Here is a 14,426-nt window from a genome sequence, read left to right on the forward strand (position 1 = left end):
AATCTGCGATGTGATAGTGGTCTTCGCCCTCCCCCCGACCCCCTCCCTGCTTTGCTGGGAGGGGGTCGGGGGGAGGGGTCAGGGGATGAGGGGGCTTTAACTCTGGCGCAACCGACATCAGCAAATAATCACGTCGATACAGCATAAGGCTTATGCCGTTACAACGTGACCATGTCCCAGGAGCGCATCAGCAAGCCCCCCCCGCCAATCAGCGTCATCCTGAGCGCGGAGGCAGGAGCCACCACTTCCATGGTTCCGCGTGCGCGAAGGACCCTAAATCCGTGACGCCACAGCCATCGCTATTTTAGATGCGTTGCGCGCACGGCAGACATAAACCCACAGCTGTTGCCTTCGCACTGCTCAGGAACTTGTCTGCATTAGACCCCAAACTGTCTCAGATTGTCGCCCCGGCGAAAGCCGGCGCCCAAGGTTGGCGCTTCTGGATGCCGGCTCCCATGGAAATAGGCAACTCCAGGCGTAGGGCCAGGTCTTTGACCTGGCCAACCGGACGGGTCAAAGACCCGTCCCTACACCGACACGGCCATTTCCATGCGCGAGTGTGCGTCCCTGGCGCATCACCAACTTTCGCCGGCATGACGGGTTGGCCGTCGGGGTCGTAGTTTCTGTCGCAGCGCATACCGCATCCGGTATGGTCATTCCCAGTATGACAAGGTCATGCTGACCTTCTCAAGTCGAATCCGTTCTACAACAGCCTGGCTTATGCCGTGCGTTGCTGTGCGTCTAGCGCGGTCCAGAGCGCCCATGCGCTCTGCAACGTAACGATGATGCCAAACAACAGCCCCGCCAGCCGCAACGAATCCAGGCTGTCACTGCCGCGCGAGGCGAACAGCGGGGAGAGACAGAAGTAGGTGACGCTGATGCCGAAGATCAGCCCCAGCGAGCCGATCACGATGGAGAACAACATGTGCAGCCCCATGCGTGGCGTCGCCGGCTGCTCGGGCGCGTCGGCCGGCTTGTGCGCGACCTTTTTGCCGGGCGCCCTCGGCCCGACCTCACGCTGCCCGTTCGGGTCGCCCAGGTCGGCGGCGCGCCGGAAGCTGCGCAGCGCGGCAGCGTCGTTGCCGTGCGACCGCAGCAGCGCGCCCAGCGTGTAGTGGTATGCGCCCACCTCCGGGTCGAGCTCGATCGCGCGAGCAATATCGGCCTGCGCGCGCTCCGTCTGCCCCTTCAACTGGTAGGCGGCGCACCGCTGGGCGAAATAGCTTGAATTGCGCGTGTCGAGCTGGATCGCGCGCGTCAGGTCTGCCTCGGCGCGATCGAGGCCCTGCTGCGCGAACGCGATCCGCCGCACCCCGAACTGGCGCAGCGCCGCCACGCCGCGCTGCGCGTACAGACGCGCATCCCACGGCTGGAGATCGATGGCGCGCGTGATGTCGTCCAGCGCGTGCGCGAAGTCGTCGGCAGACAGGTAGAATGCAGCGCGCCCGGCGTAGTAGATCGCCTGTGCCGGCGACAGCTCAATCGCCCGCGCGAAGTCCTCCAGCGCGTCATCCGGGCGCTGGCGACCCTGGTGACTCAGGGCGCGCTTGTAGTAGAGTTCCGAATCCTGTGGCTGCAATTCGAGGCCGCGCGTGAAGTCGGCAATCGCGAGGAGGAAGTCTCGCTGGTAGTGGTACATCGTCCCGCGAAACTTGTAGGCGCGCGACGTCGAAGCACGGGCTGTCGGCAACTGGCCGTCCAGCCGCAGCAACTCCTCACCGATCTGCAGGACATCCAGCCAGCGCGCGCGCGCCTCGGCGCTGGTTAGTTGCAGCACGAGGCTCGTCAGTTTGCGCTGTCGTTCGAGTTCGAACTGATCCTGAGCTTCATCCGATGTGTCCGGCTGCGGCGTTCCGCTGTCGGCTTGGCCCTGATCACCTGTGGAGAACGAGGGGCTGCCGTCGGTGTCGGCGGACGTTTCGGGTTGGGCCGATGACTCCGGCGCGGTCGTCGGGTTCGCGGCGACGGCGGATGGCGGTGGCACGACCGCCGAATGGTTGCTGGCCACGACGGCAGCCGACGCGGTCTCAAGCGCCAGTCGCGCGATGTCAGAGCGCAACTGTGCCAGTTGCTCCGCCGGCGTGGCCGGACTCTCCGACTGCGCCGATTCGCTGTCAGCCTGGTACGCTTCCACGGCGAGCGCGGCATCCAGATCGCCCGCGCAGGCAAAACGCCGCTGCGGGTCGCCGTCGGTTGCGCGCTCGATGATGCGCCGGTAACCGGGGAGCAGGCGGCCGTTGGCCTCGCCGGCTTCTGCACTCAACCCGCCCGGCGGAAACGCTGAGCCGGTCAGCATCTCAAATAGTATGACGCCGAGCGCATACACATCGGTGCGCGCATCAATCGGCTCGCCGGCCCGTTGTTCGGGGCTGAGCGTGGCCGGCCAATCTGCGGCATGGCCCGTGTAGGGCGGGCCATCCGGTGCGGCCAGGCCAAAGTCGGACACATAGGCGTCGCCGCGCTGGTCGAGGAGGATGTTGCCGGGCTTGGGGTCTCCGTGGACGACACCGCGCGCCAGGGCGTCGTCCAGTGCGGGCGCGATGCGTGCGAAGATCTGCGCCGCGTCGTCGGAAGACAGCGGCCCGCGCGCCAAACGGCGCGCCAGCGAACCGCCGCTCATCAGGCGCATGACGACATACGGCCGGCCGTCGTCTTCGCCGGTATCGTACACTGGCACAATCGCCGGGTGTTCGAGCGCCGCCCCGATCTCAGCCGCAGCCGCAAAACGCGCGCGCAGATCAGGTTGGTCGCCGGCGATGCGCGACAATACCTTGATGGCCACGTCGCGTTTGAAGCGCGGGTCGTAGCCATGCCAGACGCTTGCGAAACCGCTATGACTGAGCTCGCCTTTGATCTCGTAGCGGCCGATCCGGCCTGCGGTCATCGTTCCCCTTCAGTGCTGGCAGCGCGGTGCGAAAGCGAAACGGGCCGGAGTCATCCGGCCCGGTCATCCGATACCCTGGGTTGCGCCCGCACCGGGCCATTCGCTCACGTGGCTTGCGCCAGCCACTCTCTGAGTTGATCGGGCTGCGGCGCCGCCGCGGTCGAGCGTGCGGCCGCCAGATTCTCGGCTTTGACCGCCTCGCACAGTTCTTGCCGCAGAATCAGCACGTGCGCCGGGGCGTTCACCCCAAGCTTGACGCGCTCTCCGGAGATCTCGAGTACCGTAATGGTGATGTCGCCCTGGATCACGATGCTTTCCGACTGGCGGCGGGTCAGGACTAGCATGCGGCGCCTGCCGCACTGGCGCCGCGGATGGCATGCTGCGCCGAGTAGCCTGAATTGGCCAGCACCAGTTGCCGTGCCCGGCCGGTCGTGGCGTTCCAGGCAATCGGGCCAAGCAGGTTCGCGCTGATGCTGAACGGATCCGCATGCACCACCAGCACACAGAGCAGTTCCGGCCTGTCGCCGGGCGCCAACCCCAGCAACTGGCGGTCGCCCTCGCCGAGCACGATCTGATAATCCGGCACGACATAGCGCGGATGAACGACGTAAAACGAGATCGCCGGCTCGTCGAGACAGCGCAGCACACCGATCGGGGCCATGTCTGGTGCTGCGTCGAGTGTGAAGTGCTGCCAGGTCGGGCAGCCGATCATTCCCTCGGCGATCGTGAACATGATCAGTCCGGCTGGTGGGGACACCACCAGCGTGTCTAACACCGTCTCTGTTGACATATGCATCCTGTTGGCGTGCCTGGTTAGCGGAGAAAGTCAAGTAACGACATCGGCAGAATTCGGGCGTTGACCGAGAGTATGGTCTTGTACGTCGTGTCTTCGCGCGTCAGGTGGCTGATCGTCTCCGCCATGTCGGCGTCTTCCACGTGGTTGCGCGTCGTTTCAAAATCAATCTGCGTGGCGTTCACGCGATCGAGCACCGTCTGCAGGCGCGTCAGCCGCGCGCCGATCTGCGCGCGATCGGTGGAGAGCAAGTCCTGCCGATTCTTCAGTTCGGCGACGCGCGCCGCAATGTTGCCCGGGTTGTTGCGCAGGTCGTCGGCCAGCCCGGCGAGAGAGTTCAGCGACGAAAGGATACTGCCTTCGCCCGTCAAGTTGATGCTGATGGTCGAGCCGCGGTCAACCTCGCGCAGCTTGGCGGTTGTATTGCCGTTGTACGAAACGGCCTTGGGCGTGCCGCCGGTGGTGAATGGTACGGTGGTGTCGGCCGTCCCGGCAAACAGGTAGCGGCCCAGATAGTCCCCGTTGGCGGTGGCCACCGCCTGCTCGAGCAGTTGGTCAATTTCCACGGCGATCGAGCGGCGTTCCTCGGGGCCCAGCGAGTCGTTGGCGCCGCGTGTGGCCAACTCGCCGGCGCGCGCCAGAATTTCCTGCGACAGGGTCGTGAGTGCCGTGTCGCTGGCGTTCAGCCAGTCTTCGCTGGATGCGATGGTGCGCAGGAACATCTGGCCGTTGGCGAGTTGCGCGCGCAGGCCCATCACCTGCCCGGCGCCGCTCGGATCGTCTTCCGGCTGCAGGATGCGCTTGCCGGTCGTCGCCTCGCGCTGGTAGCGGGCAATGCGCGCCTGGCTTGCGCTCATGTCGCGCAGCGCATTGCGGGTCATCATTTCCTGGGTGACGCGCATAGCTATCTCCCGACGACGCCCGTCCCGTTGATGAGCTTGTCCAGCATTTCGTCCGTGGCGGTGATGACGCGCGCCGCCGCCTGGTAGGCGCGCTGCGAGCGGATCAACTCCACCGACTCCTCGTCGGCCGAGACGCTGGACACTTCGTCTTTGCGGTCGGTCAGGTGCGTGACCAGCGTGCTCTGGTTGTCCTTCGTCCGGTTGGCCTGCTGCGCCTGCAGACCCAGTTGGGTGATGACGCCGCGATAGTAGCCGTCGAAAGTGGCGGTGCCGGTCTGCATGGTCAGCGTCGAGCGCAATTGTGCGATGAGCATGGCGTTCTGCCCGTCGCCCGGCGCGCCGGCGACCGCGGCCGCCGCGATGTTGTTGACGTCCGACTGGACCGCCGCGGACAGGTCGATGGTTGCGGCGTCGGCGCCGCCGAAGAAGTCCACATTGTTTACGCCGCCGGCGGTGTAGCCCGCCCGGTGCGCCGTGTTGACATTGGTGATGATGGACGCAGCCAACTGGTCGAGGCTGGTGCGCACGCCCGGTACGATCCGGTCGCGCGCGTCGAGCAGCCCGGCCAGTTCGCCTTCGCCGAGCGCGACTTTGGCGTTGGTGTCGGCCCAGCGCACGGCCATCAGGTTGCCGTTGGACCCGTCCTGCTGGGCCACCATATTGATGCTGGTGCCGTCCTGAATCAGCATGCGCCCGCCGAGCGAAACCGTGATGCCGCCGTTCGTGTTTTCCTGGTAGTGAATGTCGGCCAGATTGGCGAGCTTGTCGAGCAGCAGGTCGCGCTGGTCGCGCAGGTCGTTGGGCTGGTTGCCGAGCGCGATCACCTGCTCGATGGTGACATTCATCGCCGCGATCTGCTTCGTCAAGTCGTTGATCTCGGCCACGTCGGTTGTCACGCGCAGGTCGAGGTTCGAGCGCAGGCCGTCGAGTTGCTGCGCCGTATCGCGGAACATGGCGGACAGTTGCGCGCCGCTCTGCTGCACGGCGACGCGCGCCGCCATGTTGCCGGGGTCGGCATTCAGGTCGTTCCACGCCGACCAGAACGCGCTCATACCGTTGTTCAAGCCGACTTCTGACGGCTCGTGCAGGATGACTTCGATCTGGCTGTAGGCGTCGCCGGCCACCGTCTGGTGCGACAGCAAGCTCGACTCGTGCCGCACGGCGGCGTTCAGGTATTCACTGTTGAACCGTTCGATGCGCGCGATCGTCACGCCGGTGCCGATCTGGCCCTTCTGCTCGGCGCGGTTCATAACCGGCTGGTTGAACGGTATGCTTTCGGTCAGCAGGACGCGCTGGCGCGAGTAACCCGGCGTGTTGATGTTCGCCAGGTTGTGGTCGATGACTTCGATGACTCGCTGATGCGCCTGCAAAGCCCGCACCGCGATGCCCATACTGTTAAGCATTATGCATTCCGATCCATCAAGCGCAGGCTGTGATCGGCGGCGGCCGCGCGCCCATCGCGCCGGTAGGCGGCCCCCGCGCCCGGCATGCCGGCCCGCGCCGTCAGCAGTGCCGTGACGTGATTCAATGACGCGCGCGCCAGCAGCGAATTGCCCCGGTTGACATGCGCCAATTCCCGGGCCATGGTCAGCACGCTCGATTTCAGTGCGCTCAGAGTGGCGGCCAGCGGCTCGCCACACCGGTCGATGACATCCGCCAACCGCAACGCTTCCGATGAAAGCCCGTTTTCCCGCGCCCAGTCGGCCGCGACGGCCAGCCGCGCGTCTTCAAGGCGGCCCAGCGATTCGTTCAACTGCTGTTGCTCGCCGACGAGCGCGGCCAGCCGCGCATCGTCGCGCTCCAGCATCGCCTCGCGCTCGCGCTGGCCGATCTCCAGCAATTGGTTGCATGCGTCACGCTGCGCGCCCAGCAACTCGGCGAGCGTGTCGGCCAGGGCATCCACGGAAGCTGTCGTCATGCTTTGGGCCGTGAATAGATCAAGAGTTTGTCGGCCAGCGCCTCGTCCGAGACCTGGTAGGCGCCGTTCTGTACCTGCCGGCGCAGCGCTTCGACTTTCATCGCCTGCGCATCACTGTCCCCGGACGACGAGCTCGTGCGGGTGCTGTCGCTCTGCGTACGCAAACGAGCGAGCGCTTCGTCCGAAATCTGCAATTCGTCCGCCTCGACGCCGCCAGGCTGCGACTCTTTGGGCGGCTTGACCGGCGGCTTGGTCGATGCTTGCGAGTTGATCGCCTGCGCCTGCGGATCCCGCGCTGAGGTTGGCTCGATGCGATTGACCATCTGGTTGCTCCTGTTGGCGTAATGACCGATATCGCCTGATTATACGCCGGAACGCCCGTGCCCTGACTGGGTCCGCCCGGCCTGGCGGCATAAATGCTTAATTAGTTTATCGGCCGTACGGGTCAATTCTTTAGCGCCGCAGATTGTTGCTCATGTTCCACAGCTCGTCTGCCTGCGCCATCGCGCGAGTGGACAAGCTATAGGCTCGTTGCGCTAACATCAGGTTTACCATTTCTTCGGCCATATCCACGTTCGACCGCTCCAGCGCGCCTTGCCGGATCTCGCCCATGCCGGCCGCGCCTGGAACGCCCGTAATCGGAGTTCCACTGGCGTCGCTTGCCTGGTACATATTATCGCCAATCACGGTCAGCCCGTTGGCGTTGGTAAAGCGCACAAGCGGTATCGTGCCAATGGTGACTGTATCGCCGGCGGGCGTCAGGCCGACCACCGCGCCATTCGGCTCGAAGCTGATGCCGGCCAGACCTGGCGGTATCCTCACGTTGGCCTGCAGTCGGTATCCGGCGGCGGTCACCAGCGTGCCCTGCGCATCGATCCGGAAGTTCCCGTCGCGCGTGTATGCGGTTTGCCCGCCGGGTAGGCTGATGGCAAAGAAGCCGTCACCCGTGATCGCCAGATGCCACGGGTACTCGCTCTCTTCCAGTGCGCCCTGTGTGAACAGCCGCGACGTGTCGTTGGTCACGATGCCCGCCAGCACCTCGCCCTCCGGGGCGCCCTGCGATTCCAGCGTCTCGGCGAAGCCGGCGCGCACGCGCTTGAAGCCGTGCGTGTTGGCATTGGCCACATTGTGGCTGATGGTATCCACGGCGTTGCGATGCGTCACGATGCCGCTGCGCGCAATCGCTTCGATCTGGGTCAGTGAACCGGGCATGGGGCGGGTCCTATATCTTTCCGAGTTCGTTGGCCGCTTTGCCAACCTGTTCGTCCGTCATCTGCATCATGCGCTGCGCCGCTTCGTAGGCGCGCGTCACTTGCATCATGTCCACCATGACACTTGCGGCATCGGAGTTCGAGCCTTCGAGGTAGCCCTGATGCACCTGCGCGGCGGCCGCGGCGATCGGCGCGCCGGCGTCGCTGCCGGCCGTGAACAGGTTGTTGCCCGCGCGTACCAGCGCGCCCGGCTTGGGGAAGGTGACCACGCCGATCTGCCCGGCCTGCCGGCCATTCACGTAGAGCGCGCCGTTGACGCCGACGGCGATCTCTCCGACCGGCAGTTGAATCGGCGTGCCGCCCTGACTTAGCACAAAGTGGCCGTCGGTGTTCACAATCTGCCCGGTGGCGTTCAGTCCGAAGCGCCCGTCGCGCGTAAAGCGATCCCCGTCCGGCGTGCGGACCTGGAAGAAGCCGTCGCCGGTGAGCGCCAGGTCGAGCGGTTGGTCGCTGATCTTCAACGGCCCCTGCGAAAAGTCAATCACCGGCGCTTCCGGTGAGACGGCCGTGCCGAGCCGACCGATGCCGCCTTGATCGCTCTCGCCGCCCAGCCGGGAGATCAGCAGGCTGGAGAAGGCGGTCGGGTCGAGGCGCTCGGCCTTGTAGCCGGTCGTGTTGAGATTGACGATATTGTGCGAAATAGCCTGCTGGCGACGCAGCAGCGTGAGCATGGCCGATGCAATGGTGTAGACCCCGCGAATCATGCGTGCCTCCCGCGTGCAAACAGGAACAAGGTTGCCAGGCTGATGCCGGCAAGCGCCAACCAGCCGGGCAGTGGATCGTCGATCGGTGTTTCTGCGCCGGTGGTCGGCAGGCGCGCTGGTGGCGGCGGGGTTGCCGGCCCGACGGGCGCATGGCTCGCCGGCGACGAATCGGTCGGGACGGCGGTTGCACCCGGCGCGCTCTGGCCGGTCGAAGCGCGTTGTGGGGTGGGTGTCGGGACCAGCGCGGCCACATCCGGGATGACGCCGGCGATGGTGCGGCGCGCGCTCGGCGCCGGGCTTGGGTCCGGGTCGGTCTCGACCGTGATGATGATGAACCGATACTCGGCGCGCAGCAGGTCGTCAACTACCTGATAGTAGTGCACGGTGCCATTGGGACCGGGGTTGAACTTGCCGAAGCTCGTCATCGCCACCGGCTCGGAACTGACCGACAGCCAGACTTCGTACGCCAGCCCGGCAACCAGTGGCAGCCCGTCGGCGTCGATTGTCAGGTCGCCGTTGCCCGCGTTAAAGATGGCGACGCCCGTCGCGCCGGTTGGCCCGTAATTGGAGACGTTCGGCATGTAGTACAGGAATACTTTGACCGACGCGCTTTCGCCATGCACGGCCCGGGCGCTGCCGGTCAACACGGCGATCCCGATCAGCATCGCCACCAACCATCGTCGCCACTTCATACGCTGTACTCCTGGGCGGCGAGCGATGCGCGCAGCATCAGCACCGCTTTGCCGTGCATCTGGCACGTGCGCGACTCGGTCACGCCGAGCACCGTGCCGATCTCTTTCAGCGTCAGTTCTTCGTAGTAGTACAGCGCAATCAACTGCTTCTCGCGCTGCGGCAGCGACGCCACCGCGCGCACCAGGTGCGCGCGCATTTCCGACTCGATCAGCCGGTCGTCAAACCCGTCGGCGTCGGCGGCCACCATGTCGCCCAGCACGCCGCCGTCGTCGCTCAGTTCCGCCAGCGGATCGTCCAGCGAAACGATCGCCAGGCTGGCATCGGCCAGCGCTTCGCGGTAACTGGTCATGTCGAGGCCGGCGCGGGCGGCTGTTTCCTCGTCGGACGGGGCGCGGCCCAGCGCCGCCCACAACTCGGCAATCGCCCGCTGGATCTCCCGCGCGCGCCGGCGCGCCTCGCGCGGCAGCGCGTCCAGACTGCGCAACTGGTCGAGCACGCGGCCGCGAATGCGCATGGTCGCATAGGTCTGGAACTGCACGCCGCGCGCCCGGTCGAAGCGCTCGACCGCCTCGATCAGACCCAGCATGCCGCAGCTTTCCAGATCATCGGCATCGACGTGGGCCGGCAGGCGGTACATGACCGCGCGCACGACCTGCTTGACCAGCGGCAGGTAGGCGATGATCAGGCGGTCGCGCAGGTCGCGGTTGCCGCGCTCGGCGCTGAACTGCGCCCACAACGTATCGGTCTCCGACGCGATCGCCGGCGGCTGGGCGTACGGCTTGACGCTCACGCCTTCCTCGTTTTATCCTTCGGCGCTGCGGCGGGCTCATCGTCAATCATGGCGTCCAGCTTGACGCCTTTGTCCGGGTCCGACGACCGGGCCGGCTCGGGCAGCAGCAGGACGACATTGGCGACCCAGCCGAGCGTGCCAAGCAGCATCATGGCGATCACACCGCGCGCGATGGCGGTCGTCAGCGATGCGCCGCTGCCGAGCGCCACCGCGCCCGTGCTCAACGCGAACGCGGTCACGATGTACCAGGTGATCTGCGAGTAACTCATGGCGGGCTCCTTGCGGGCGCCGGGGCCGGGCGTGCTTACGCGGCCTCGATCATGCCCTCGGCGAACACTTCAACCTGCGGTACGATTTCACTGTATGACAGCACGGCCAGATTCGGCAGGCTGCGCTCGGTCAGCCGCCGGAAGGGCAGGCGCACCGCGGCCGAGCACAGCACGAGCGGCTGCCGCCCCTGCGCGGCCAGTCGTTCCATCGCCTGGCCGGTGCGCTCGATAAGCGACTGCGCCACCGACGGCTCCATGCGCACCCGCTTGGCCTGTGGGTCGGTGCTCATGCTGGCGGCCAGCAGGTTCTCCACGTTCGGATTGAGCGTCAACGCGTGCACCATGCCGTCGCTGTCGCGGTACTGGTTCGACAGGCTGCGCGCCAGCCCCTGGCGCACGCGCTCCGTCAGGTAGTCCGTGTCCTTGCTCTCCGGCGCATGCGCGGCCAGCGTTTCCAGCACAGTGACCAGATCGCGCACCGAGACGCGCTCGCGCAGCAGATTACGCAGCACTTTGTGCATGTCGCTCAGGCTGATCGGCTCCGGCACCAGATGATCGAGTATCGATGGATACTTGGTCTTCAGGTTGTCCAGCAGTGTCTGCACATCCTGGCGGCCGAGGATGTCCGCGGCGTGCCGCTTGATGACCTCGCTCAGGTGCGTTGTCAGCACCGAAAGCGGATCGACGACCGTGTAGCCGCCCAGTTCGGCCGCCGCTTTCTGCCCGGCGCTGATCCACTTGGCGGGCAGGCCAAAGGCGGGCTCGGTCGTGTCGATCCCTTCCAGCCGCTCGGACGAGCCGGTCGAGGCGATCGCCAGGAAGTAGTTGGTCATCAACTCGCCGCGCGCGATTTCCTCGCCGCGCAGTTTGAAGACATACTGCTGCGCTTCCAGCCGCAGGTTGTCGCGCACGCGGATCTTCGGCAGTATGATGCCGAGATCGATCGCCGTCTGGCGGCGGATGGCCGAGACACGGTTCAGCAGGCTGCTCTCGGCGCCCGGATTGGCCAATGGCACCAGGCCGAACCCGATCTCGACTTCCAGCGGGTCAACCTGCAACAGCGACTGCATGTCGTCGGCCTGCGCCGCATCGGCGGGCCGGGCCGTTTCGGGTTGCGAATCCGCGAGTGCCTGTGCGGCCTGGCTGCGGCGCACCACAAAGGCCAGCACGCCGACCAGGCCGCCTATGCTCAGGAATGGCAGCATCGGCAGCCCCGGCACCAGCGAGAAGGCACACAAGAGCGCGCTGACCATGCCGAGCACGCGCGGGTTGGAACTCAACTGCTTGCCGACGTCGGCGCCCAGATGCGATTCCGAGCCGACGCGGGTGACGATGATGCCGCTGGCCGTTGAGATCAGCAGGGCCGGGATCTGCGCAACCAGACCCTCGCCGACCGTCAGCAGCGTGTAGGTTTGCAGCGCCTGCGCCAACGGCATGTTCAGTTGAATGACGCCGATGGCGAAGCCACCGAGGATGTTGACCAGCACGATGGCGATCGAGGCGATGGCGTCGCCTTTGACGAACTTGCTTGCACCGTCCATCGCGCCGTAGAAGTCGGCTTCCTGCTCGATCGCCTGTCGGCGCTTGCGCGCCTGGTCCTCGTTCAGCAGCCCGGCGTTCAGGTCGGCGTCGATGCTCATCTGCTTGCCGGGCATGGCGTCCAGCGTGAAGCGCGCCGCCACTTCGGCCACGCGCCCGGCGCCGTTCGTGATCACGATGAACTGGATGATCATCAGGATCAGGAAGACGACGATACCGACCACGTAGTTGCCGCCCATGACGAAGTTGCCGAACGCCTCGATGACCTTGCCGGCGTGCCCCTGCAGCAGGATCAGGCGGGTGGCCGAGACGTTCAGGCCGAGGCGGTACAGCGTCAGCAGCAGCAGCAGGGAGGGGAACGACGAGAACTGCAGCGGCTCGCGCGTGTACATCGAGATCAGCAGCACCGTGATCGCCAGCCCGAGGTTCATCGCCAGCAGCAGATCCAGCAGCGACTGCGGCAGCGGGATGATCATCATGGCGACGACGAACAGCACCGCGGCGGCCAGGAAGATGTCGCTGAAGCGCCCGATGCCGGTGCGCGGCAGGGCGGCGGCCGGGGCGCTCATGCGCGCACCGCCCGGCGCTGCTCGGACAGCCGGTACACGAACGCCAGCACCGCAGCCACGGCCTGATATAGCCCTGCTGGAATCTCCATGCCAACCTCAACGCCCTTGTTGATGGCGCGCGCCAGCGGCGGGTTCTCCACAATCGGGATATGGTGCTGGCGGGCAAGCTCTTTGATGTGCTGGGCCAGCAGCCGCTCGCCCTTGGCGAGCAGGCGCGGCGCGGCCATCTTCTTCGGATCGTACTTCAGCGCCACGGCAACGTGCGTCGGGTTGGTGATGACGACGTCGGCCTTCGGCACGTCCTGCATCATGCGCCGCCGCGCCAGTTGGCGCATGCGCTGGCGCATGCGCTGCTTGACCTGCGGCGAGCCTTCCGACTCGCGCATCTCTTCGCGCAGTTCCTGGTACGTCATCTTCAACTCCGAGTCCATGCGCCGGCGCTGCACCAGGTAATCCACCGCCGCCAGCACGAGCACCAGCGCGCCGGTCTTCTGCCCGATTTCCACGCTGAGGCCGGCCAGTTGGTTCATCGAGGCATGCACGTCCATTTGGCCGAATGCGCTGATGACCGGTATGCGCTCCTGGATCGCCTGATACACGACCCAGCCGATGATGCCGACCTTGACCGTGGATTTGATCAGCTCGATCAGGGCGTGAGTCGAAAACATGCGTGAGACGCCGGTGAACGGGTTCAGGCGCGAGAAATTGGGCTGCAACGGGTGCAGCGACAGGAAGAAGCCGACCTGCGCCAGGCTGGCGATGATGCCGGTCAGCATCAGCGCGCCGATCAGCGGCGCCAGCAGCGAGACCGTGCGCCAGGTGAAGCCCGACAGGTACATGCCGGCCGTGTCCACCGTGAAATCCGGCAAGCGCAAGTGCGTGAACGAGTCGCGCATGATGCCCTGCAGCAGGCCAACCAGCGACGGCCCGCTGTTGCTGAACAGCATGAATGCCACCAGCAGCAGTGCCGCCGTGTTCAGTTCCGGAGTGCGCGCGATCTGGCCTTTTTCCCGCGCTTCGTGCTTCCGTCGCGGGGTGGCTTCTTCGGTTCGCTCGGCCATTACGGCACGGCTTTCAACAGCGTGGCGCTCTGCTGGGCCAGCGTGCCGACCATCGACCGGAAGACCGGCGCAATGGTTGGCAGCGTGATCGCCAGCATGATCAGACCTAGCCCGACCTTCAGCGGCGCGCCGACGTAGAACACGTTCATCTGCGGCACGGCGCGCGAGACCAGCGCCAGCGCCAGATCGGCGGCCAGCAGCGCGCCCATGACCGGCAGGCTGATGCGCAGGGCCGCCACCCACGTCGTGGACAACAGCATCAGCAGGCGCTCGGTCGTGGCTTCGCCCAACTGAAATGTGCCGACCGGCATGGCCTGCAGCGACGCATCGAGCCCGATCAGCAACTGATGATGCCCGTCCACGACCAGGAACAGCAGGGCGGCGAACAGGAAGTAGAACTGGCTGAGCGGGTTGCCGGTGAAGTCGGCCACGTGCAGGACGGCGTTGGCCGCGCCGAAGCCGGTATGCGTGCCGGTCAGCGCGGCGGCGTTTTCCATGACGACGAACACGAGTTGCGCGCCGAAGCCGAGCACCAGCCCGGCCAGGATCTCCTGCGCAATGGCGGTCGCGTACGGCAGCAACTCGCCGCTCACGACTGGCAGCGCGCGGCCGTCCGGCAATAGCGCAAACGCCGTCAGCAGGCCAAGCCCGATCTTGGCGGGAACCGGCACGACGCGCGAGCTGACGACCGGCATGCTCGTGTACAGTGTGAGCGTGCGCACGAACACCAGAAAGTACACCATGAGGTACGGCGTCGTCAACGAACCCATTGGTGCAGGTTGGACAGCAACTCGGTCGTGTAGGCAATGATCATCTGAAGCATCCACGGGCCGGCGAAGACGAGCACCGCGCCGACGGCGATGATCTTGGGCACGAATGTCAGTGTCATCTCGTTGATCTGCGTTGCCGCCTGGAACATGCTGATCACCAGGCCGATTACCAGGCTGACCAGCAGGATGGGGCCGATTAGCGCCACGGTCATGATTAGCGCATCCCGCGCCAGCGCGACAACCATCGATTGCGTCATGTTGCG

Annotated in this window: 16 protein-coding genes; all 16 read right to left on the reverse strand. The window is 65.8% G+C overall.

Annotated features, from left to right (window positions below):
* Positions 1-718 precede the first annotated feature (718 nt).
* Positions 719-2,884, reverse strand: coding sequence for a protein kinase (locus HZB53_04290; GenBank protein ID MBI5876848.1), 2,166 nt, complete (start codon positions 2,882-2,884; stop codon positions 719-721).
* Positions 2,885-2,988: 104 nt separating this feature from the next.
* Positions 2,989-3,228 carry a carbon storage regulator CsrA gene (gene csrA / locus HZB53_04295; protein ID MBI5876849.1) on the reverse strand — a complete coding sequence of 80 codons (240 nt, stop codon included), beginning with the start codon at positions 3,226-3,228 and terminating at the stop codon, positions 2,989-2,991.
* Positions 3,222-3,674 carry a flagellar assembly protein FliW gene (locus tag HZB53_04300; GenBank protein MBI5876850.1) on the reverse strand — a complete coding sequence of 151 codons (453 nt, stop codon included), beginning with the start codon at positions 3,672-3,674 and terminating at the stop codon, positions 3,222-3,224. Before HZB53_04300 ends, csrA begins: the two co-directional genes overlap by 7 nt.
* Before the next feature lie 23 nt (positions 3,675-3,697).
* Positions 3,698-4,579: a flagellar hook-associated protein FlgL gene (gene flgL, locus HZB53_04305; protein MBI5876851.1), complete on the reverse strand. Its 882-nt coding sequence runs from the start codon at positions 4,577-4,579 to the stop codon at positions 3,698-3,700.
* 2 nt (positions 4,580-4,581) lie between these two features.
* Positions 4,582-5,982, reverse strand: a complete 1,401-nt coding sequence (flgK, locus tag HZB53_04310; GenBank protein ID MBI5876852.1) for a flagellar hook-associated protein FlgK — start codon at positions 5,980-5,982, stop codon at positions 4,582-4,584.
* Positions 5,982-6,497: a flagellar protein FlgN gene (locus tag HZB53_04315; GenBank protein MBI5876853.1), complete on the reverse strand. Its 516-nt coding sequence runs from the start codon at positions 6,495-6,497 to the stop codon at positions 5,982-5,984. Before HZB53_04315 ends, flgK begins: the two co-directional genes overlap by 1 nt.
* Positions 6,494-6,820: a flagellar biosynthesis anti-sigma factor FlgM gene (locus HZB53_04320; GenBank protein ID MBI5876854.1), complete on the reverse strand. Its 327-nt coding sequence runs from the start codon at positions 6,818-6,820 to the stop codon at positions 6,494-6,496. Before HZB53_04320 ends, HZB53_04315 begins: the two co-directional genes overlap by 4 nt.
* Before the next feature lie 130 nt (positions 6,821-6,950).
* Positions 6,951-7,709: a flagellar hook basal-body protein gene (locus tag HZB53_04325; GenBank protein MBI5876855.1), complete on the reverse strand. Its 759-nt coding sequence runs from the start codon at positions 7,707-7,709 to the stop codon at positions 6,951-6,953.
* Between the two features lie 10 nt (positions 7,710-7,719).
* Positions 7,720-8,472: a flagellar basal-body rod protein FlgF gene (gene flgF / locus HZB53_04330; protein MBI5876856.1), complete on the reverse strand. Its 753-nt coding sequence runs from the start codon at positions 8,470-8,472 to the stop codon at positions 7,720-7,722.
* Positions 8,469-9,164, reverse strand: coding sequence for a hypothetical protein (locus tag HZB53_04335; protein MBI5876857.1), 696 nt, complete (start codon positions 9,162-9,164; stop codon positions 8,469-8,471). The genes flgF and HZB53_04335 overlap by 4 nt, the downstream gene beginning before the upstream one ends.
* Complete coding sequence (locus tag HZB53_04340) at positions 9,161-9,955, reverse strand: FliA/WhiG family RNA polymerase sigma factor (GenBank protein ID MBI5876858.1); 795 nt, start codon at positions 9,953-9,955, stop codon at positions 9,161-9,163. The genes HZB53_04335 and HZB53_04340 overlap by 4 nt, the downstream gene beginning before the upstream one ends.
* A complete protein-coding gene (locus HZB53_04345) occupies positions 9,952-10,224 on the reverse strand; it encodes a hypothetical protein (protein MBI5876859.1) in 273 nt (90 codons plus the stop codon). Before HZB53_04345 ends, HZB53_04340 begins: the two co-directional genes overlap by 4 nt.
* A 35-nt stretch (positions 10,225-10,259) precedes the next feature.
* Positions 10,260-12,332 carry a flagellar biosynthesis protein FlhA gene (gene flhA / locus HZB53_04350; GenBank protein MBI5876860.1) on the reverse strand — a complete coding sequence of 691 codons (2,073 nt, stop codon included), beginning with the start codon at positions 12,330-12,332 and terminating at the stop codon, positions 10,260-10,262.
* Positions 12,329-13,393, reverse strand: a complete 1,065-nt coding sequence (gene flhB, locus HZB53_04355) for a flagellar biosynthesis protein FlhB (protein ID MBI5876861.1) — start codon at positions 13,391-13,393, stop codon at positions 12,329-12,331. Before flhB ends, flhA begins: the two co-directional genes overlap by 4 nt.
* Positions 13,393-14,163: a flagellar biosynthetic protein FliR gene (gene fliR, locus HZB53_04360; GenBank protein MBI5876862.1), complete on the reverse strand. Its 771-nt coding sequence runs from the start codon at positions 14,161-14,163 to the stop codon at positions 13,393-13,395. Before fliR ends, flhB begins: the two co-directional genes overlap by 1 nt.
* Positions 14,151-14,420 (reverse strand): flagellar biosynthesis protein FliQ, encoded by a 270-nt coding sequence (gene fliQ / locus HZB53_04365; GenBank protein MBI5876863.1) that lies wholly within the window; start codon positions 14,418-14,420, stop codon positions 14,151-14,153. The genes fliR and fliQ overlap by 13 nt, the downstream gene beginning before the upstream one ends.
* Positions 14,421-14,426: the final 6 nt, after the last annotated feature.

The organism is Chloroflexota bacterium, assembly GCA_016235055.1.
GTDB lineage: Bacteria > Chloroflexota > Anaerolineae > JACRMK01 > JACRMK01 > JACRMK01.

What these genes read in the sequence shown, in the direction of transcription:
- flgL (MBI5876851.1), bottom strand. Translation starts at nt 4,579, where the DNA reads ATGCGCGTCACCCAGGAAATGATGACCCGCAATGCGCTGCGCGACATG.
- flgF (MBI5876856.1), bottom strand. Translation starts at nt 8,472, where the DNA reads ATGATTCGCGGGGTCTACACCATTGCATCGGCCATGCTCACGCTGCTG.
- fliR (MBI5876862.1), bottom strand. Translation starts at nt 14,163, where the DNA reads ATGGGTTCGTTGACGACGCCGTACCTCATGGTGTACTTTCTGGTGTTC.
- csrA (MBI5876849.1), bottom strand. Translation starts at nt 3,228, where the DNA reads ATGCTAGTCCTGACCCGCCGCCAGTCGGAAAGCATCGTGATCCAGGGC.
- flhB (MBI5876861.1), bottom strand. Translation starts at nt 13,393, where the DNA reads ATGGCCGAGCGAACCGAAGAAGCCACCCCGCGACGGAAGCACGAAGCG.
- HZB53_04290 (MBI5876848.1), bottom strand. Translation starts at nt 2,884, where the DNA reads ATGACCGCAGGCCGGATCGGCCGCTACGAGATCAAAGGCGAGCTCAGT.
- HZB53_04345 (MBI5876859.1), bottom strand. Translation starts at nt 10,224, where the DNA reads ATGAGTTACTCGCAGATCACCTGGTACATCGTGACCGCGTTCGCGTTG.
- HZB53_04300 (MBI5876850.1), bottom strand. Translation starts at nt 3,674, where the DNA reads ATGTCAACAGAGACGGTGTTAGACACGCTGGTGGTGTCCCCACCAGCC.
- HZB53_04325 (MBI5876855.1), bottom strand. Translation starts at nt 7,709, where the DNA reads ATGCCCGGTTCACTGACCCAGATCGAAGCGATTGCGCGCAGCGGCATC.
- flgK (MBI5876852.1), bottom strand. Translation starts at nt 5,982, where the DNA reads ATGCTTAACAGTATGGGCATCGCGGTGCGGGCTTTGCAGGCGCATCAG.
- fliQ (MBI5876863.1), bottom strand. Translation starts at nt 14,420, where the DNA reads ATGACGCAATCGATGGTTGTCGCGCTGGCGCGGGATGCGCTAATCATG.
- HZB53_04320 (MBI5876854.1), bottom strand. Translation starts at nt 6,820, where the DNA reads ATGGTCAATCGCATCGAGCCAACCTCAGCGCGGGATCCGCAGGCGCAG.
- HZB53_04335 (MBI5876857.1), bottom strand. Translation starts at nt 9,164, where the DNA reads ATGAAGTGGCGACGATGGTTGGTGGCGATGCTGATCGGGATCGCCGTG.
- flhA (MBI5876860.1), bottom strand. Translation starts at nt 12,332, where the DNA reads ATGAGCGCCCCGGCCGCCGCCCTGCCGCGCACCGGCATCGGGCGCTTC.
- HZB53_04315 (MBI5876853.1), bottom strand. Translation starts at nt 6,497, where the DNA reads ATGACGACAGCTTCCGTGGATGCCCTGGCCGACACGCTCGCCGAGTTG.